Annotated in this window: 14 protein-coding genes; 10 read left to right on the top strand and 4 right to left on the bottom strand. The window is 63.1% G+C overall.

The features are described 5' to 3' along the window. Positions 1–259 precede the first annotated feature (259 nt). Genes phnE through phnC form a run of 3 tightly spaced genes read right to left on the bottom strand, consistent with a single transcriptional unit; the run spans position 260 to position 2979 of the window. Positions 260–1099, bottom strand: coding sequence for a phosphonate ABC transporter, permease protein PhnE (gene phnE / locus PPGU16_RS21725; protein ID WP_180724825.1), 840 nt, complete (start codon positions 1097–1099; stop codon positions 260–262). Then, positions 1096–2064: a phosphonate ABC transporter substrate-binding protein gene (gene phnD / locus PPGU16_RS21720; protein ID WP_180724823.1), complete on the bottom strand. Its 969-nt coding sequence runs from the start codon at positions 2062–2064 to the stop codon at positions 1096–1098. The genes phnE and phnD overlap by 4 nt, the downstream gene beginning before the upstream one ends. A gap of 54 nt (positions 2065–2118) precedes the next feature. Then, positions 2119–2979 carry a phosphonate ABC transporter ATP-binding protein gene (phnC, locus tag PPGU16_RS21715; protein WP_180724822.1) on the bottom strand — a complete coding sequence of 287 codons (861 nt, stop codon included), beginning with the start codon at positions 2977–2979 and terminating at the stop codon, positions 2119–2121. Between the two features lie 287 nt (positions 2980–3266). On the opposite strand from phnC, the gene PPGU16_RS21710 reads away from it, so the two are divergent. The 7 genes from PPGU16_RS21710 to PPGU16_RS21680 all read left to right on the top strand — a co-directional run bounded on the left by PPGU16_RS21710 (position 3267) and on the right by PPGU16_RS21680 (position 11066). Beyond that, positions 3267–4301: a M14 family zinc carboxypeptidase gene (locus tag PPGU16_RS21710; protein WP_180724821.1), complete on the top strand. Its 1035-nt coding sequence runs from the start codon at positions 3267–3269 to the stop codon at positions 4299–4301. Next, entirely contained in the window at positions 4298–5134 is an 837-nt protein-coding gene (locus PPGU16_RS21705) for an alpha/beta fold hydrolase (RefSeq protein WP_180724819.1), read from the top strand. Before PPGU16_RS21710 ends, PPGU16_RS21705 begins: the two co-directional genes overlap by 4 nt. 749 nt (positions 5135–5883) lie before the next feature. Next, positions 5884–7113: a hypothetical protein gene (locus PPGU16_RS21700; RefSeq protein WP_180724817.1), complete on the top strand. Its 1230-nt coding sequence runs from the start codon at positions 5884–5886 to the stop codon at positions 7111–7113. Between the two features lie 17 nt (positions 7114–7130). Further along, the gene (locus PPGU16_RS21695; RefSeq protein WP_180724815.1) at positions 7131–8360 is read left to right on the top strand and encodes a hypothetical protein; all 1230 of its coding nucleotides are present in this window, start codon (positions 7131–7133) and stop codon (positions 8358–8360) included. A gap of 202 nt (positions 8361–8562) precedes the next feature. Further along, entirely contained in the window at positions 8563–9018 is a 456-nt protein-coding gene (locus tag PPGU16_RS21690; RefSeq protein ID WP_180724814.1) for a hypothetical protein, read from the top strand. A 3-nt stretch (positions 9019–9021) separates the two neighbouring features. Beyond that, the gene (locus PPGU16_RS21685) at positions 9022–9711 is read left to right on the top strand and encodes a C39 family peptidase (protein ID WP_180724812.1); all 690 of its coding nucleotides are present in this window, start codon (positions 9022–9024) and stop codon (positions 9709–9711) included. Positions 9712–9719: 8 nt separating this feature from the next. Then, positions 9720–11066, top strand: a complete 1347-nt coding sequence (locus PPGU16_RS21680) for a hypothetical protein (RefSeq protein ID WP_180724811.1) — start codon at positions 9720–9722, stop codon at positions 11064–11066. Between the two features lie 80 nt (positions 11067–11146). Here the strand turns inward: PPGU16_RS21680 and PPGU16_RS21675 are convergent, their stop codons facing one another. Then, positions 11147–12577, bottom strand: coding sequence for an acetate kinase (locus tag PPGU16_RS21675; RefSeq protein WP_180724809.1), 1431 nt, complete (start codon positions 12575–12577; stop codon positions 11147–11149). Positions 12578–13097: 520 nt separating this feature from the next. Here PPGU16_RS21675 and PPGU16_RS21670 point away from each other — a divergent pair. From PPGU16_RS21670 to PPGU16_RS21660, 3 genes are all read left to right on the top strand, one after another. Then, positions 13098–17939 (top strand): NAD-glutamate dehydrogenase, encoded by a 4842-nt coding sequence (locus tag PPGU16_RS21670; protein ID WP_180724807.1) that lies wholly within the window; start codon positions 13098–13100, stop codon positions 17937–17939. A 138-nt stretch (positions 17940–18077) separates the two neighbouring features. Further along, a complete protein-coding gene (gene selD / locus PPGU16_RS21665) occupies positions 18078–19139 on the top strand; it encodes a selenide, water dikinase SelD (RefSeq protein ID WP_180724805.1) in 1062 nt (353 codons plus the stop codon). 42 nt (positions 19140–19181) lie between these two features. Further along, positions 19182–20108, top strand: coding sequence for a cation diffusion facilitator family transporter (locus tag PPGU16_RS21660; RefSeq protein ID WP_180724804.1), 927 nt, complete (start codon positions 19182–19184; stop codon positions 20106–20108). The last annotated feature ends 63 nt before the right edge of the window (positions 20109–20171 follow it).

Genomic DNA, 20171 nt, shown 5'->3' with positions numbered 1-20171 from the left:
CGGGTGAGGCGCACCTCAAGAGCGCTGGCAACGGACGTGGGTCACGTGGTTGCCGTGTGAAGCGTAAGACCCTGTGGGGGCCCTCAGGCAAATACAAGAACTGGCGGTGTGAGCCGCTTTCTTTTGCCTACTTTTCTTTGCGGCGGCAAAGAAAAGTAGGTGCCGCCCCGCACAGGGGCAACGCTAGCAAACCAATAACATCACGCGGATGCCAGCGAACAAGAAAGCCAACCACCCAAGCATAGCAAGACAATAAAACCTAAATCACCCGCTCCCGCAATCTAGCCGACAGCAAGTCAATAACAGTAACCACAACGATGACCATCAACATAACAGCCGCCGTCTGCGAATAGTTGAACGACCGAATCGACTCATAAAGCACGACCCCGATGCCGCCGGCACCAACCATCCCTACGACCATCGCCGACCGCACATTCGATTCAAACCGATACAACGCATAAGAAATCCACAACGGCAAAACCTGCGGCAGCACGCCATAAATGATCTCATCGAGACTGGTAGCGCCCGTCGCCCGCACACCCTCGGCGGGACGAGGATCGATCGCCTCGACGGCTTCGGCGAACAGCTTCGCCAGCACGCCCGTGGTATGCACCCACAACGCAAGCACACCCGCAAACGGCCCGAGCCCAACCGCCACGATGAACAGCATCGCGAACACCATCTCGTTGATCGCGCGACACGCATCCATCAAGCGCCGCACCGGCTGCACAACCCACGCCGGCGCCATGTTATGCGCCGACATCAGCCCGAAAGGAATCGCGCACACGATCGACAGCGCCGTGCCCCACACCGCGACCGCGAGCGTGACGCCCATTTCGTGCAGATAGGTGCGCCATTCCGTGAAGTCGGGCGGGAAGAAGTCCTTGGCGAACTGCCCCATGTTGCCCGAATCGGTGAGCAGATCGAGCGGGCGCATGTCGGCGGCGTGCCACGACAAGCCCAGCACGCCGATCACGACGATCCAGCCGAGCAGCGAAGTCCAGCTCCGCTTACCCGCCGCCGCGGCCAGCACCTCGCGCGAAGGCGTGGCCGGCGACGGCGGCGTCGAGCGTCCAGCGCTCAGGTCGGCTAAGTTCATTGCTTTTGCGCGTTCAGTGCGGACAGCTTCGCATCGATCGCCGCCATCTGCGTCTTGCGATCCGAATCCGACAGCGACGCATCTGCTTCGATCTTCTGCTTCTGCTCGAACAGCTTGATCTGGCGAATCGGCTGCAGCTGCGCATCCGTCGACGGCGCAAAGCCGCCATAGCTGAAGATGTTCGCCATCACGGTTTTTTCACGCGGATCGGTCTTCGCGTAGTTGTAGAAGAACTTGCGCAGCTTGTCCTTCGTCGCGTCGGGCAGATCCTTGCGCCATACCAGCGGGTCCGACGGAATCAGCGGCGATTGCCACAGCACGCGCACCTGCGCGAAGCGGTCGGGATGCTGCTTCTTCAGCGTTTCGAGCATCTCGGTGTTGTTCGTCGCGATGTCGATCTTGTTGTTCACGACGGCGAGCAGGTTCGCTTCGTGGCTCGACGGCAGCACCGTCTTGAACGATGTGCGCACGGGCGCGTTGTGCTGCGCGAACAGGTAGTAGCCGGGGACCAGCGTGCCCGATGTCGAGTTCGGGTCGCCGAAGCCGAGCGTCACGTCCTTCGTGTTCTTGAACACGTCGTCGAGCGTCTTGAAGCGGCTGTTGACGTTGGTGATCAGCACCGAGTAGTAGCCGGCGTCGCCGTTCGCGTAGGTCGTCTTGCCGAATACTTCGCCATTCGAACGATCGACGGCTTCGATCGCCGACGCATTGCCGAGATACGCGACCTGCACCTTGTTGAAGCGCATGCCTTCGATGATGCCCGCATAATCGGTCGCGAAGAACGCCTTGATGTTCAGCCCCGTCTGCTTGTTCATGTCATCGATCAGCGGCTGCCAGCGCTGCTTGAGCACAGCCGACGAATCGGTCGAGATGATGCCGAGATTCAGGTCTTCGGCGTGGGCGGCGAAGCTCGCGAATGCCGACACGGCGGCGACGCCGGCGAGCAGTGAGCGCAGAAATTTCATGAGTTCTGTTCCAGGTGAGTGAATCGGGTACTGCGTTTCTTTCCGGAAAGGGGATCAGGCCGAGCGCGCCGTGTTGAGCGGCAGCACGCGCGCGCGAGGCGCGGCGCTCGCGGCACTGTCAGCGTTGTCGGGTTGCTGACTGTCGTCGAGCAGCTCGCGCGCATCGTCGCCATAAAGGTTCTGCAGAAGCGCGGGCGTCAGCGCCGAAGACGGTCCGTCGTACACGACCTTGCCGCGCCGCATCGCGATCGTGCGCGTGCAGTACTGCATCGCGATATCGACCTGATGCAGCGAGACCAGCACCGTCAAACGATGCTCGATGTTCAGCGTGCTCAGCATGTCCATCACGCGGCGCGACGATTCGGGGTCGAGCGACGCAATCGGCTCGTCGGCGAGGATGATGCGTGCCTGCTGCACGAGCGCGCGCGCCAGCGCGGCGCGCTGCTGCTGACCGCCCGACAGGTTCGAGGCGCGTTCGAACGCATGCTCGCCGATGCCGACTTCGTTCAATGCCGACATCGACAGCGCGCGCTCGTTGCGCGGAAAGCAGCCCGTTAGACGGCGCCACAGCGGCAGGCGCGCGAGCGCGCCGATCAGCACGTTCGCTTCAACCGTCAGCCGGTTCACGAGATTGAACTGCTGGAACACGAAGCCGATGTCGCGGCGAATGCTGCGCACCTCGCGCACGATGCGACCGTTCTGCTGGATCGGACGCCCAAGTATCGCAATCTGCGAAGGCTGCGCATCCGACACCATGAAGCCCGCAATATGGCGCAGCAGCGTCGACTTGCCCGAGCCCGACGCGCCGATCAGCGCGACCATTTCGCCCTGCTCGACGCGCAGGGCGATTTCGTCGAGCGCCTTGCGGCCGTTGCCGAATGTCTTGCTCAGGCGTTCGATGCGGATTGCTTCCATGTATGTCCTGTCGATGGCTCCGGTGCGTGCCGGAAGTTGTGGGACATTCTAGAAAGCGTCTGTGACGGTTGAGTGAAGGCGTCGCAACATCTAGACGACTATATCTTTGCGATGATTTGCCCGGCAGCGTGCGGCGCGCCGCAGTGCCGGATCGCGCCGTGTGTCATCGATATGACAAACGCAACGACGCGACCCACTGTCATCCATTGGCAAGCACGAAACGCTATAGTTGGAAACGTCACGCGTGAGCCGTCTCCAATAACCGCACACCACAACCGGCGCAGCCCATGCAGGCTCTGAGTTTTTTGCCCGATACGTTTACGGAGTACGAAGAACTGCAGGCGATACTCGACGTCGGCAGCGGCAGCTTCGAAATTCATTCCGTGTGCGAAGCGCAGGTGCGCGGCAGGACGTTCGCCGTGCAGACGGCGAGCATCGGCTCGCGCGATCCGCGGGCGCCCGCGATCGGCTTCTTCGGCGGCATACACGGGCTCGAGCGGATCGGCACGCAACTCGTGCTCGACTACATGCGCGCGTTGCTCGGGCGGCTCGAATGGGACGAACTGCTGGTGCGCCAGCTTCAGTCGATCCGCTTGATCTTCGTACCCATCGTCAATCCAGGTGGAATGTGGGCCGCGACGCGCGCCAATCCGAACGGCGTCGATCTGATGCGTAACGCGCCGCAGGACGCCGAAGAGCGCGTGCCTTTACTCGCGGGCGGACAGCGCGTCGGCTCATGGCTGCCGTGGTATCGCGGACGGCGCGGTGCACCGATGGAAGCGGAGGCGGAGGCGCTGTTACGCGTGGTCGCGCAGGAACTGGCGGCGCGGCCGCTGTCGTTCGCGTTGGATTGTCATTCGGGCTACGGCTGGAGCGACAGCATCTGGTTCCCGTACGCGAAGACACGTCGCCCGATGCCGCATCTGCCGGAAATGTACGCGCTGAAGACGATGTTCGAGCGCGCGCATCCGCATCACGGCTACATGTTCGAGCCGCAGAGCCATCAGTATCTGCTGCACGGCGACCTGTGGGACTGGGCATACGATCACGCGCCTGCGCCCAACATCTTTCTGCCGATGACGCTCGAACTCGGCTCGTGGCTGTGGATCAAGAAAAATCCCCGGCAGATCTTTTCGCGCCAGGGCATGTTCAACCCGCTGAAAGCGCACCGCACCGCGCGCGTGTTGCGGCGTCACGCGAACCTGCTCGACTTCCTGACGCGCGCCGCCTATGCGTCGCAACGCTGGCTGCCGCAGGGCAGCCGCCGCGAGCAGTTGCTCGATAGCGCGACGGAACTCTGGTACAAGCCAGGCAAATCATGAGCACGTGGATTCTGCTGCGCGGCCTGACGCGTGAGGCACGGCACTGGGGCGCATTGCCCGACATGTTGCGCGCGGCGCTCGACGGCGCGAACCACGGCGCGCCTGCCGCGGACACTGCGGCCACGCGCGTGCTGACTATCGACCTGCCCGGCAACGGCGAATATGCGGGCCTGCGCGCGCCGCCGGACGTCGCCGGAATGGTCGACTTCGTGCGCGCGGCGGCGCGCGCCAGCGGCGCGCCGGGACCGTATTACGTGCTGGCGATGTCGCTGGGCGGCATGGTCGCGACCTGTTGGGCGCAACGTCATCCGGCCGACATCGCCCGGCTCGTACTGATCAACACCAGCATGCAGCCGTTCAGCCGCTTCGACGAACGGTTGCGCCCTCAGGCATGGCCGGGGCTGGCGCGCATTGCTTCGCATTGGAGCGACGCGCGGGCTGCGGAAGAGGCGATCCATCGCCTGACCTGCAATCACCGGGACACGGTCGAGGCCGACCTGAACGAATGGATCGCGATCCGCGAGAGCGCGCCCGTCAGCCGGGCGAACGCGCTGCGTCAATTGCTCGCGGCCGCGCGCTTCAGCGCCGGCCGGCAACGGCCGGCGTGCGCGACGCTGGTGTTGTCGTCGCGGGCGGACGGGCTGGTCGATCCCGCGTGCTCGGCAGCGCTGGCCGCGGCGTGGAGCGCCGATCACTGGCGGCACGCGTGGGCCGGTCACGATTTGCCGCACGACGATCCCGCGTGGACCGTCGAACGGATTTGCGCCTGGCTCGTGCAACCGCCCGTCGATTCAGACCTCGAAGATGCGCAATCCGATTTAACCGATGAATAACCAATAATTAAATATCCCATTAAGTTTTAAACGCTATGAAAATACGTGTCTTTGATGCACTGCATTAGTGCGTTGCAATATCGCCGCATTGCCTTTATCAGTAATATCGCGGCAGATCTGATTTTAGTGGACGTGCGGCGCTGTTAATGGCAAATTGATGCTTCGCGCCATTAACATTGCGATAAATGACTGGGGTTCGGTGCATTAGGCACGTACTGAAATTGTAAAATAATTCCGCCTGCCGTCCGGGCGTGCGGAAAAACTTGCGGATGAAAGCTACATGCGGCTTGCAGCGTCGTAAACGATACGTTTTTTTACGCCACGTTTGCGCTCTGTATCGCCAGCCCCAATCTGGCGCAAACCCATGGTGCGCAAGGCCACTAAGCGCGTTTGTCGAAAAATCACGGGGGTTCTGGGGTGGATTATCCTGGCACTCAAGAATCGCGCCCGTCAAAAAAGAAACGTTTTTAAAATCTCCGGTCCTTCCTCAATAATTCCCGCTAATCGTTTGAATTAAAAGCGATTGCAAAACCCCTCATTTTCCAAAACCGGCGCAATGCCGGTTTGTGCGTTTCAAACGCGAAACATAAAATCTAGGTAATTACCCCTATCTTTTCATTTCGCATCACGGGAAATGTGAAATTTCTTTAAATTTCAAAGCCTTACATGCATGGCATCGCCTATGCGACACGGCGAGCCGGATTGGTGCAGTTGGCCAAGCCGCCCCCCATCTCCTCCAGGAGGATTCCATGCGCAAAACTCTATTGGCGTCCGCAGCAGTCATCGCCTTGGGCTGCAGCGGTTACGCAATGGCAAACCCATGCAGTGATAGCGATTCATCCTGCAACCAGAAGTCATACAGCGGGAGCAACACATCGACAAACTCGGCGACGTCCGGCCAAACCAGCACCACGGGCAACAACGCAAATGAAATTACGACGGGTGCGAAGGTCGCGCAGGACTCGTTCAACAGCACCAAGATCGTCGCAGCAAGCCGACTGTCCGGTTCCGTATCGGGCGTCAGCGTTTATGGCATTGGCAACCATGCCTATAACGACGGCAATGCGAACGGCGGACGCGGCGGCAGCGGCGCGAAAGGCATCGGCGGCAAGGGCGGCAGCGCATTGGCGATCGGCGGCGACGGCGGCTACGGCGGCAATGGCGGCAAGGCCGTAGCCGGCGACGGCGGCAACTCCAGAGCATCGGCTGGCGATGGCGGCAACGCCAGGTCCTATGCCGGCGACGGCGGCAACGCCAGGGCATCCGGCGGCAAGGGCTCCGGCAGCGGCGGCGACGCATGGGCCAAGGGCGGCAGCTCGCTCGCTGGATCGGCAGCGGCAGGCGGCGACGGACACGGCTCAGGCAAGGGCGCAGGTCTCGCGCTCGGTGCGGGCGCGGCACTCGCGGGCAGCGGCGACGTGCACTCGAAGGCCAATGGCGGTGGCGGTAGCGCGAGCTCGTCGAGCGGTGCAGCGACCAGCACGGCTTCGGGCAGCGGCACGGCGAGCGGTTCGGGCACGGGTACGGGCTCGGGCGGCGCAGGCACGGCTGGCGCAGCCACAGCGACGGCTGGAACCGGCACGGGCACGGGCGGCGCAGGCACAGGCACGGGCGGCGCAGCGACGTCGACGGCAGGTGCGGGCGGCGCAGCGACGGCGACGGCGGGCGCAGGCGGCACGGCAGGCTCGACGGCCGGTAACGGCGGCAATGCCACGGGCGGCGCAGGCGGTGCAGGCGGTGCAGGCGCAGCAGCCACGGCGACGGCAGCGGCCGGCGGCGCGGGCACGGGCGGCGCAGGCGCGGCAGGCGGCGCGGGCGGCGCGATCTCGGTCGGCACGGGGGACTTCAGCATGGCCAACACCATGACGAGCGTCGCTCAGTCGGCAGCGGGCATCCTGGTCGCGAACCAGAACAGCGGCATGGCTTCGCTGGTGCAACAGGCCGTCACCGTTCAGGCAAACCTGAGCGTGGGCCGCTAATCCGATAGGAGGCTTTCATGCGTAAGACACTTTTGGCATCAGCAGCCATCGTCGCGCTGGGCTTTAGCGGCTATGCGATGGCCAACCCCTGCGCGAATGGCGACTACTCGTGCAACCAGAAGTCGGGCAGCGGCGACAACTCCCTGTCGAACTCGGCGTCGTCGGCCCAGGGCAGTACGACGGGCAACAACGTCAATGAAGTGACGGGACACTCGAAGGTCGCGCAGGACTCGTGGAACAACACGACGTCCGTAGCCGTCAGCAAGCTTGACGGCACCGTGAGCCATGTCCGGGTCAACGGCATCGGCAATGTCGCGACCAACTACGGCAACGTCAATGGCGGCAAGGGCGGCGACGGCGCACGTGGCATCGGCGGCAAAGGCGGAAGCGCTGGCGCTGCCGGTGGCTATGGCGGCGACGGCGGCAACGGCGGTCGCGCCATTGCCGGCGACGGCGGCTGGTCGAAGGCATCGGGTGGCGACGGCGGCTACGCGAAGGCGTCGGGCGGCGACGGTGGCTGGTCGAAGGCATCCGGCGGCAAGGGCTATGCAAGCGGCGGCGACGCTGGCGCGAAGGGCGGCGGCGCAGCAGCAGGCACGCTTGCCTATGGCGGCAACGGCAGCGGCAAGGGCGCGGCACTGGGCGCTGGAGCCGGTATCGGCCTTGGCGCAGCCGGCAGCGGCGATCTGTCCTCACGCGCGGGCGGTGGCGGCGGCACGGCCAGCTCGAACAGCGGCGCAGCGTCGGGTTCGGGCAGCGGCTCGGGCAGCGGCACGGCAACCGCTTCGGGTAGCGGCACGGGCGGCGCAGCCACGGCAGGCGCGGCGACCGCGACGGGCGGCGCAGCAACGGCCTCGGGCGGCGCAGCGACGGGCAGCGGCGGCGCAGCGACGTCGACGGCAGGTGCTGGCGGCGCGGCGACGGCCACAGCGGGTAACGGCGGCGCAGCGACGTCGACGGCCGGCAATGGCGGCGCGGCAACCGGCGGTGCGGGTGCAGCAGGCGGTGCAGGCGGCGCGGCGACGGCTACGGCTGGAGCCGGTGCAGCAGGCACGGGTGGCGCAGGCGGTGCAGGCGGCGCTGGCGGAACCGTCACGATGACGACGGGCTCATTCGACATGTCGAACAGCATGGCGAGCGCGGCTCAGTCGGCAGCAGGCGTGATGGTGCTGAACCAGAACAGCGGCATGGCGTCGCTCGTACAGCAGGCTGTCACTGTGCAGGCAAACCTGGCTGTCGGCCGCTAACTGACCGGAAGGACAGTTAGCGTCGACAAGTCGTTGTGTGATGTGCCGTGGGGCGTTCGCGCTCCACGGCTCCTGTTCCATCGTTGCGGCGCACGGGGAAGGCGCGCCGGGCGAAGGGCGCACAAATTGCACTTCGCAGGACGTTGCCGCGCGCGCCGCGAGGCCGTTGCAGCACGGATCGGCGAAGCACCAGGAGACAACCATGCAGGCGTTCAAACGCATTGCGAAGGTGGTACTGCCTGTCGTCATCGGACTGCCTTGCTTTGCAGCCTATGTTTTTGGCGGCGAATTGCGTTCTCCCGTGCAAGCGGATACGTCGATCGCCCCCGTTGTGTCGGCCGCCCAGCAGGTGAGTGCGCAGAACACGCAGACAACTGCCGCATCCCAGCCGCGGGCGCCCACTGCCGACGCGACCTTCGGTGTCGCGATGTCGGCCGAGCAGCTCGATGCGCATCGCGGCGGCGAAGCCGTCTTCAACGATATGAACCTGCGCGGCACGGTCGCGAACAATACTGCGCGCAACGTGGACACGGGATCGAACATGATCTCGGGCGGTTCGTTCTCGAACGCGAGCGGTTTGCCTACCGTGATACAGAACACCGGCGCGAACGTGCTGATCCAGAACGCGACGATCGTCAACGTGCGCTTCGGGGAATGAGCGATGAAACTTCAGGGAGCCGTGTGCCTGCTCGCATGCGCGTTGACGGCGACAAGCCCGGCGCGCGCCGACCCCATCACGATCTACGAATCGTCGGGTGCCGGTTATGCGATGCACGTGACGAGCCTGAAAGAGGCTCGCTTCAAGCGCACCATCAAGCAGCAGTTCGACTTCAGTTGCGGGTCCGCTGCCGTGGCGACGCTGCTCACGTTTCAATACAACTATCCGGTGAGCGAGCAGACCGCGTTTCAGGAGATGTTCGAGAACGGCGATCAGGCGAAGATCCGCACCGAGGGTTTTTCGTTGCTCGATATCAAGCGCTTTCTCGAGCGGCGCGGGTTCATCGCGGACGGTTATGAGCTGCCGCTGCAAAAGCTCGTCGAAACGAACACGCCCGCGATCGTGCTCATCAGCGAAAGCGGCTATCACCATTTCGTCGTGGTGAAAGGGCTGAAGAACGACCGCGTGCTGATCGGCGATCCCGCAACGGGCACACGTCCCGTGCCGTTGAAGAGCTTCGAGGCGAAATGGGAAGACCAGGTCCTGTTCGTCATTCATAACAAACCTGGCGTTGGGATCTTCAACGATCCCGTCGACTGGCGAGTCGCGCCGCCCGCGCCGCTCTATACGGGCGTCAATCGCGATGGTCTGTTCTTCACCGTCATGCCGAAGCACGGCGCGAGTGACTTCTGAGGGCCATCATGAGAACCGGGACCCGAAAACTCGCCGGCATTGCCACGATGGTGTGTGGCTCGATGGTGACGTTCGGCGCGCATGCGTTCGAACAGGACGCGCCTGCTGCGGCTGAGCCGCTGGTATCGCGCGATGCCGCGCCATCCGCGGATGCGACGGATGCCATTACGCAGGCTGTCGTCGATGCCTTCTCGGCGCAAAAGCCGCAGACGTTTTCCGACGATGGCGACGCTGACGGCATGCGTTACGTGCCCGTGTCGTACGCGGCGCCGATTGCCGTGGCGACGCCGCGTCGCGAAGCTGCCGACGAAGCGAGCCGCGTAACCAACGAAGCCGTCGTCAACGAAGCGCTGTATGTAGTCGATCCTTCGTCGATGCCTTCTTCGTCTTCGAATGAAAACGATGTGCTCGCGCAGGAAGCCGAAGCGCCGGTGAAACCGCTTCCGGTGTCGTATGCGGCACCGATCGCGGTACCCGCGCGCAAAGGTGAACTCACTGACGCGGCCGCAAAGGCTGAAGCGCCGCGCGCACAGCAAGTAGAAGAACGCGCGCAAGCGCAATTGATGCGGCATGAACAGCCGGCTCTCGATGCAACGCCGACACCGCCCCCCGTGTCGCCCGCGCATGAAGCGCCAGCTGCGAATGAACGCGTGATCGTCAAGCCGCCCGTTTCGTATGCGAGGCCGATTGCCGTGCCTGCTTCGCAGACGGCAACGAGCGTGCGCAAAGATCCGACGGCCTCGACAAATACATCGGCGCAAACAGCCGGTCAACCGCGGCTCACTGATCGCGCTGCGTTGCCCGCGCAGCCACAGGTCAAAGCGCCGCTTTCCTACGCGGCGCCCATCGCCGTGCCTCAGGCGTCGCGCAACGCCACGCCCCCCGACCGCGAACACGAAGTCAAAGCGCGAGCGGACACAGAAGATCCGAACTGGTCGTCGAAAACGACCGTCGCCGTCAGCGAAGAAAAACTCGATACGATGCGCGGCGGCTTCGATGTGGCTAACGGTCTGAAGGTCTCGTTCGGTGTGTCGAGGATGGCAGTCGTGAATGGCAATCTCGTCACGCAGACCAGCTTCAACATTCCCGACCTGAGCAACATGACGACGCAGCAGGCGCAAGCGCTCGCTTCGGCAAACATCGGGTCGCTGCTGCAAAACGGTGGCGGCAATGTCGCGCAGCAGGGCTCCGTGCAGGGCTTGTCCGGCGCGGTGATCCAGAACACGCTCAGCAACCAGAACATTCAGGCGCTGACGACGATCAACGCATCGGTCAATTCATTGGGCTTTTTCAAGAACATGAATCTGGGTGCAACATTGAACAACGCATTGATGAATTCGGTGAGGCCCAGGTAGAAGCCTGAAAAAAGAAGCTCGCGACGCTGGGGAGGCGTCGCGAGTTTTTGTTTCGATAGAGGCGTTGCGAGCGAACCAGGTTAGAACTGGATCGGCATGCGGAAAGTCAGCGTGAGATCCGGCGTGTCGCGCGTGAGGCCGGCGCCGAGCGAGAAGTTGAGCGTCGTCTTCGGCGTGAGGCGGTACGAATAGCCGACGAGCAGCGTGCCGAGTATCACGCGCACCGAGCCCGGAACGGTCGACCCGTTCTGCTTGGTCGGCAGCACGATGCTCTGGTCATAGCCGATACTGAACGAAGCCTTTTCGTTCAACGCGAGGCCCATGCCGACATTGAAGCCATAGATATCGCCGGGCTGGATCTTGCCAACGAAATCGGTCTCGCCGTTCAGGATGTGCAGGCTCAGATCGCTGCGGCCAAAGCTGTGCAAATAGCTGAAGTTGCCGAAGAATACGACCGGGTCGCTCGGGAACAACCATGTGAGGCCAGGCTGGATCGCATAGAAACCGGTGCCTGTCGGCTGTTCGAGCGGCAAGCCCGTACCCGTCGTATTGCCGATGCAGCGCGTCACGCAATCGGTGACGACATCGAAGGGGCTCTTGCCTGTGGCCGTCTTGAAGCGCAGCCAGCCGATGTAATAGAACTTGTCCGGGCCGCCTTCATTCAACTGGTAGCGCAACGTCATTTCGACGTCGCCGATGCCGTGGCCGCTGCTATTGAAGACGTTGTCCTGCGCGGAACCCGTGAAGATTTCGCGGCTCACGGTGTCATTGGTCGAATAGACATACGGTACGCGCACTTCGACTTCCATCCGGTTGGTGATGCCGTAACGCGCGGCGAGGCCGCCCGTCAGCACGTTCGACTTGATCTCGCGCACGTCGATCAGGCCGATCAGCAAGGCCGGAATGATCGTGTAGCCGACCAGCGCGACACGGTCCGACGACGAATAGCCGAACTGGAACGAAGGCTCGATCACGAACTTGTTCTTCGGCGTGAGCACGCCGGGCTGATCGAAGATCGGGGCGACGGCGGGCGGCGCGGTGTCGGGGATGGGTGCCTGGCCGACAGGCTGGACCTGTTGCTCGCCACCTCCGTTTTGCGCCATGTTGATCACAGGCGCCGGTGCTGCGCCCGTCGCGGCGCCTGCCGTTGCGCCTGCGGCTGCGGCGTCGGCGGCATTGGGCGCTGCGTCTGCATTGCCGCCTGCTGCCGCGTTCTGCGCGATGCCCGTTGCGGGCGCTGCGCCGGAGCCGGGTTGGCCCGTGCCGCGCGTCGTTTCGAGCATGCGTGAATCGAGTGCTTTGCTCAATTGCTGGAATTGCGCTTCTTCTTCCGCGATTTTACGTTTTAATGCATCGAGTTCCTTGATACGGTTGTTCAGTTCCTGGCGAAGGGTTGCGATATTTTCCTGTGCGGTTTGATCTTGAAGCGATTGCGCATGGGCTTCAACGTAAAAGAGAAGCATCGTTGCGTAACTGATCGTCCGCACATGTCGAAATGGCTCGCGCTTCATGGGTCTGTTCTCCATGTCAGGCTTGCAGGTTCTACCCCGGTACACCTCGACAACAGGCCAGCGGCATCGACACGTCGAGTCGTTGTGCTGGGCATGAAGCTACCCCTTCGTAAGACCGCTTTGCGCGACTCAAGAGTGTCTCCATGCTCGCGAATGAATCGGTATTGAAACCGTGATTCGCTATTGGTATCTATTTCCAACTTGTGTTCATGCATCCGCAATAAATCCTTTAAAAAAATGATCGTCTATGGCTTTATTGCGGACCATAAAAGCCTAACGCATTCGTGCTACATAAGCTAATAAGAAGAACCCTGACCTATGATGGTTAGCCCACAGTACGAAGCGTTTTTTATGCGGAGTCGAAGCGCTTGATCCGCTATCGGTGTTTTCAATCGACACGCTTCTGTCACAGCCGCGAGCAAGCATGCGCGATGTGCGCATGCACAATCCGTTTCTGCGCAACGGGTGCATAATGCGCTTCAGTCTATGCAATCGATTGTCGCCCGTCGCGGAGGACGTCATGCAAGCGAAGAACGAAGAAGCCGTTGCTCATCTGCTCAACGATGTCGTCGAATTCGCGCGAGGACGATTGCCCGAGCCCGCCTTCGCAGCCGTCGAGCCATTCCTGCGTCACTACTACGATTTCGCCGACGCCGACGATCTGCAAAGCCGCGGCATCGCCGATCTCTACGGCGCCGCGATGGCGCACTGGCAAACAGCGCAACGCTTCGTGCCGGGCAGCGAACGTTTGCGCGTCTACAACCCGATTCTCGAACAGCACGGCTGGCATTCCGATCACACCGTCATCGAGATCGTCAACGACGACATGCCGTTCCTGGTGGACTCGGTTTCAATGGCCGTGAACCGTCTCGGCCTGTCGCTGCACTCCGTGTTGCACCCCGTATTTCGCATATGGCGCGGCAAGGACGGCGGCATCGAGCGCATCGCGCCCGGCGGCGCGTCGAGCGACGATGGCCAATCACAACTCGCATCGTTCATTCACTTCGAAGTGGACCGCTGCGGCGATGCCGCGAAGCTCGACGCATTGCGCAACGAGATTGCGAAGGTGCTCGGCGATGTGCGCGCGGCCGTCGAAGACTGGCCGAAGATCGTGGAGATAGCGCGCACGACGATCCGCGACATGGCCGCGCGCGAGACGAGCCCGGAAGGCGTCGAAGCGCGTGCGTTCGTCGAGTGGATGGTCGCGGATCACTTCACGTTTCTCGGCCAGCGCGATTACGAACTCGTCACGCATAACGGCCAGTACGGTTTGCGCGGCGTGCCGGGCTCGGGCTTCGGCATCCTGCGCGAATCGTTGCGGCCTCAGGGCGCGTCGGAGGTGACGCCGTTGCCGGCCGCCGCCGCCGATATCATCGCGGGCGCGACGCCGATCTTTCTGACCAAGGCCAATTCGCGTGCGACGGTGCACCGCCCCGGCTATCTCGACTATGTCGGCGTGAAGCTCGTCGGGCCGGACGGCAAGATCAACGGCGAGCGGCGGTTTATCGGGCTGTATACCTCGACGGCTTATACGGCATCGGCTACGGAAATTCCGATCGTGCGCCGCAAATGCGCGAACATCGTGCGGCGCGCGGGTTTTCTGCCAAAGGGACATCTCGGCAAATCGCTGGTGACGGTGCTGGAAACGTATCCACGCGATGAACTCTTCCAGGCTGACGAGAACGAACTCTACGACACGGCCATGGGCGTGCTGCGCTTGCAGGAACATCAGCGCACGCGGATGTTCGTGCGGCGCGACCGATTCGACCGTTTCGTATCGTGCCTCGCCTTCGTGCCGCGCGACAAATACAACACCGACTTGCGCCGGCGCATCGCCAGGCTGCTGATGAGCGCGTTCAACGGCACGAACGTCGAGTTCACGCCGCTGCTGTCCGAGTCGACGCTCGCGCGCATTCATTTCGTCGTGCACGCGGAGCCGGGCGCGATGACGGATGTCGATACGCGCGAACTCGAACAGCGGCTCATCCAGGTGTCGCGCCGCTGGCAGGACGATCTTGCCGATGCCTTGCTCGACGCGTTCGGTGAAGAGCAGGGCAACCGCCTGTTGCAGCACTATGCGGATTCGTTTCCGGCCGGTTATCGCGACGACTATCCGGCGCGCACGGCGGTGCGCGATATCGAACTGATCGAGCGCGTGCAGGGCACCGAGCAGATCGCGATGAACCTGTACCGGCCCATCGAAGCGGGGCCGCGCGCGTTCCGCTTCAAGGTGTATCGCGTGGGCGATCCGATCGCGCTGTCGCGCAGTCTGCCGATGCTCGAACATCTGGGTGTGCGCGTCGACGAAGAGCGGCCTTACCTGATCGAAGCGCCGGGTGCTGCGCCCGCATGGATTCATGACTTCGGACTCGAACTGGCCGACGACACCGAGTTTGACATCGAGCGTGTGAAGGGCCTGTTCGAAGATGCGTTCGAGCGTGTCTGGACAGGCGATATCGAAGACGACAACTTCAACCGCCTCGTGCTGCGCGCACAACTGAGTGCGCGCGAAGTGATCATCTTGCGGGCCTACGCGAAGTATCTGCGCCAGGTGGGCTCCACATTTAGCGACGCGTATATCGAGCGTGCCTTGACGGGCAATCCCGCCATCGCGCGCATGCTCGTCGAACTGTTCATTGCGCGGTCCGATCCGGCGCCTGCCACGACGCGCGAGACGCGCGTCGAACGGCTGTTGAAGACGATCGAAGGCGCGCTCGACGAAGTGCCGAATCTCGACGAAGACCGCATCTTGCGCCAGTTCCTCGGCGTGATCAACGCGACGCAGCGCACGAACTACTACCGGCGCGACGAGAGCGGCAAGCCGAAGTCTTATCTGTCGTTCAAGTTCGATCCTGCAAAAGTGCCGGGCCTGCCCGAGCCGAAGCCGATGTTCGAGATCTGGGTGTATTCGCCGCGTGTCGAAGGCGTGCATCTGCGCGGCGGGCGTGTCGCGCGCGGCGGCTTGCGCTGGTCCGACCGTCGCGAGGATTTCCGCACGGAAGTGCTCGGCCTCATGAAGGCGCAGATGGTGAAGAACGTCGTGATCGTGCCGGTGGGATCGAAGGGCGGCTTCGTCGTGAAGAATCCGCCGCCGCCGACCGATCGCGAATCGTGGATGCGCGAAGGCGTCGCGTGCTATCAGACGTTCCTGCGCGGGCTGCTCGATCTCACCGACAACCGCGTGGGCGGCCAGATCGTGCCGCCGCCCGACGTCGTTCGGCACGATCCCGACGATCCCTATCTCGTGGTCGCCGCCGACAAAGGCACGGCCACGTTCTCCGACTACGCGAACGCGATTTCGCAGGAATATGGCTTCTGGCTCGACGACGCGTTTGCATCGGGCGGCTCGGTCGGCTACGACCACAAGAAAATGGGCATCACCGCGCGCGGCGCGTGGGAATCGGTAAAGCGCCACTTCCGCGAAATGGGCGTCGATACACAGTCGATGGACTTCACCGTGGTCGGCGTCGGCGACATGTCGGGCGACGTGTTCGGCAACGGCATGCTGCTGTCGCAGCATATTCGCCTGATCGCTGCGTTCGATCACCGGCATGTGTTCCTCGACCCGAATCCCGATCCCGCGACGAGCTTTGCCGAGCGTCAGCGGCTCTTCAATCTTGACCGTTCGAGCTGGGCCGACTACGACCCTGCACTGATCTCGCAAGGCGGCGGCGTGTTCGCGCGTACCGCGAAGACGATTCCGCTTTCGCAGGCCGTGCAATCGATGCTCGGCATCACGGCCGCCGCGCTCGCGCCCTCGGAACTGGTGCGCGCCATTCTTCAGGCGCCCGTCGATCTGCTGTACAACGGCGGCATCGGCACCTATGTGAAGGCGAGCCGCGAAACGCATGCGCAGGTCGGCGACAAGGCCAGCGACGCAGTGCGCGTGAACGGCTGCGATCTGCGCTGCAAGGTGGTCGCGGAAGGCGGCAATCTGGGCCTCACGCAACTCGGGCGCATCGAATTCGCGCAACGCGGCGGCCGCCTGAATACCGATGCAATCGACAATTCCGCGGGCGTCGACTGCTCGGACCACGAAGTGAACATCAAGATTCTGCTCGGCCTCGTCGTCGCGGATGGCGAGATGACCGAGAAGCAGCGTAATGCCTTGCTCGCGGAAATGACCGAGGAAGTGGGCCTGCTCGTATTGCAGGACAACTATTATCAAACGCAGGCGTTGTCGATTGCAGGCCGCTATGCGGCCGAACTATTCGACGCCGAAATGCGCATGATGCGTTATCTCGAACGCGCGGGCCGCTTGAATCGCGTGATCGAATTTCTCCCATCCGAAGACGAGATCAACGAACGTCTTGCCGCAAAACAGGGTTTGACTTCACCCGAGCGCGCGGTGCTGCTCGCGTACAGCAAGATGTGGCTCTACGATGCGTTGCTCGAAACCGATGTGCCGGAAGATGCGCTGGTGGCGGGCATGTTGACCGAGTACTTCCCGAAGCCGCTGCGTCAGCGCTTCAGCGAGCCGATGCATCATCATCCGCTGCGCCGCGAGATTCTGGCGACGCATTTGACCAATGCGCTGGTGAATCGTGTCGGCTGTGCGTTCGTGCACCGGATGATGGAGGAGACCGACGGGAAGCCCGGCGACATCGTGCGGGCGTGCATGATTGCGCGCGACGTGTTCGATCTGAACGAAGTGTGGCGCAACATCGACGCGCTCGACAACCGCGTCGCGGACGACGTGCAGGCGCGCATGTTCGTCGAGATCACGAAGCTGCTGGAGCGCGCCGCGTTGTGGTTCCTGCGGCATCTGCAATCGGGCGAAGTGAAGGACGGCGGTGTGACGGAACTGATTGCGCGCTGCCGCGACGCTGCGCAGCGGCTCGCACCGCAATTGCCGATGCTGTTGCCCGGCGCGGAACTCGAAGCCTTGTCCGAGCGGCAGCGCGTGCTGGTGGATGCGGGCGTCGACAGCGAACTGGCGGTGCGCGTCGCGAGCGGCGACATACCGGCTGCCCTACTCGATATCGCGGAAGTGTCGGCGACGACCGAGCGCGGGCTCGAACTCGTCGCAGGCGTGTACTTCGCGTTGGGCACGCAACTGAACTACGGCTGGATCGGCGAGCGCGCCGAGGCGCTGCCGACATCGACGCATTGGGACGTGATGGCGCGGGCCGCTGCGCTCGCCGAACTCGCGCGGCTCAAGCGCGTGCTGACGACGAGCGCGCTCACGGAAGCGCCCGAGGCGACGACTGCGGAAGGCGTCGTCGAAGCGTGGCGCGCCAAACGCGAGGACGCGCTCGCGCGCTACGCGCAACTGCTGACGGATTTGCGCGCGGCGGGCGGCGCAACCCTGTCGATGCTGCTCGTGATCGTTCGGGAGATGGCGACGCTCGAACGCCGCTAAACGCGCACACCTTTCTCCAACGGAACGCGCCGTCGTGATGCGAACGACGGCGCGTTTCTCTTTGCGTGAACCTGTTCGACAGCGCTTGCGTGGATTGCCGGATAATAGCCGTTATCGACCCTCTGTCACATCACTATCATGAGCGAATCCGCTGTCAGTTCCAATGTCCCACGACTCACGAGCCTCTCGCATGGCGGCGGCTGCGGCTGCAAGATCGCGCCGGGCGTGCTGTCCGATCTTTTGAAACGCAGCGTGCCGATGCCGTTGTTTCCGGACCTGCTGGTCGGTACGGAAACCGCGGATGACGCTGCCGTGTATCGGCTGAACGACGAGCAGGCGATCATCGCCACGACCGACTTCTTCATGCCGATCGTCGACGATCCTTACGACTTCGGCCGCATCGCCGCGACCAACGCGCTGTCCGATGTCTATGCGATGGGCGGCAAGCCGATTCTCGCGCTCGCGCTGGTCGGTATGCCCATCAACGTATTGCCGCACGACGTGATCGCGGCCGTGCTGCGCGGCGGCGAGGACGTGTGCACGCAGGCGGGCATTCCCGTCGCGGGCGGCCATTCGATCGACTCCGTCGAGCCGATCTACGGTCTGGCCGCAATCGGCGTCGTGCATCCGAAACGCGTGAAGCGCAACGCGTCTGCGCAGGCGGGCGATGTGCTTGTGCTCGGCAAGCCGCTCGGCGTCGGCGTGCTGTCGGCGGCGCTCAAGAAGAATCAACTCGACTCGGCGGGCTACGCGGCGATGATCGCGGCTACCACGAAGCTCAACCGCCCGGGCACCGAACTGGCCACACTCGAAGGCGTGCACGCGATGACGGACGTGACGGGCTTCGGCCTGCTCGGCCATACGCTCGAACTCGCGCGCGGCGCGCAACTGACCGCGCGTGTGCGTTACGCGGATCTGCCCTGGATTGCAGGCGTCGATGCGTTCGCGGCGGCGGGGGTCGTCACGGGTGCGTCGGGCCGTAACTGGGCATCGTATGGCGACGACGTGCGTCTGGCGGATTCGCTGCCCGACACGGCACGCGCGTTGCTGACCGATCCGCAGACGTCGGGCGGGCTGCTGGTGTCGTGCGCACCTGCTGCCGTCGACGACGTGCTCGCGATCTTTCGCGCGGACGGCTTCGATCGCGCCGTGGTGATCGGCGAGTTGCACGATGGCGCGCCGCGCGTCGAAGTCGTTTGATTCTTTCTCACTCCAATCGCATCACGACAACTCGAAGAGCCTATGAAAGAAGAATCACCTAAGGCCATTTTTTACGCGCTGGCGGCGAACCTCGGCATCGCGGTTTGCAAGTTCGCCGCTGCTGCTTTCACGGGCTCAGGGTCGATGTTCGCCGAGGCCATTCACTCGACGGCCGATTGCGGCAACCAGATATTGCTGCTGTTCGGCCTCAAGCAGGCGCGCCGTCCCGCGAGCCCGTTGCATCCGCTCGGCGCGGGGCGCGCAATCTATTTCTATTCGCTGGTCGTCGCGCTGCTGCTGTTTTTCGTCGGCGGCGTGTTTTCCGTTTATGAGGGCGTGCATCGTCTGATGGCGCATGAGCCGTTGTCGCATGCGTATATCGCGCTTGCCGTGCTTGGCATTTCGGTAGTGCTCGAAACCTTTTCGCTGATGGGCGCGATCCGGGAAATCCGCAAGACCAATCCCGACAAGTCGATGTGGCGATGGTTTCGCGAAACGCGCGAATCGGAATTGCTCGTCGTCACGGGCGAAGACGTGGCCGCGCTGCTCGGTCTGGCGATTGCCTTCGTCGCCGTGCTGATGACGATGATCACGGGCAACCCCATGTTCGATGCGTGGGGTTCGATCGGTGTCGGTGTGTTGCTGATGGTGATTGCGTATCTGGTCGCCCGCGAAGTCAAGTCGATGATCATCGGCGAGTCCGCGAGCCCGGAAGTGCGGCGCGCAATCGAAGCGTATTTGCACACGCGTAAAGAGATACGCAGCATCATCAATCTGATCACGCTGCAATGGGGCCGACATGTGGTCGTCGCGGTGCAGGCCGAGATGATCGATTATGAAAGCGGCCGCGCAATGGTCGACGCGATCAATATCGTCGAAGCCGATTTGCAGGCGACATTTCCGCAAGTGCGCTGGGTGTTTTTCGAGCCGGATATACCGAGAGTGAGGACGGAAGCGTCGCTCGACTAAGCGTCGATACCTGATTCAAAGGCCCGCGAATGATGCACTCGATGCAACGCTCGCGGGCCTTTT

The organism is Paraburkholderia largidicola, assembly GCF_013426895.1.
Taxonomy (GTDB): domain Bacteria; phylum Pseudomonadota; class Gammaproteobacteria; order Burkholderiales; family Burkholderiaceae; genus Paraburkholderia; species Paraburkholderia largidicola.
The sequence above is the reverse complement of the archived record's forward strand: the minus strand, read 5'-3'. Positions and strand labels throughout refer to the sequence as shown.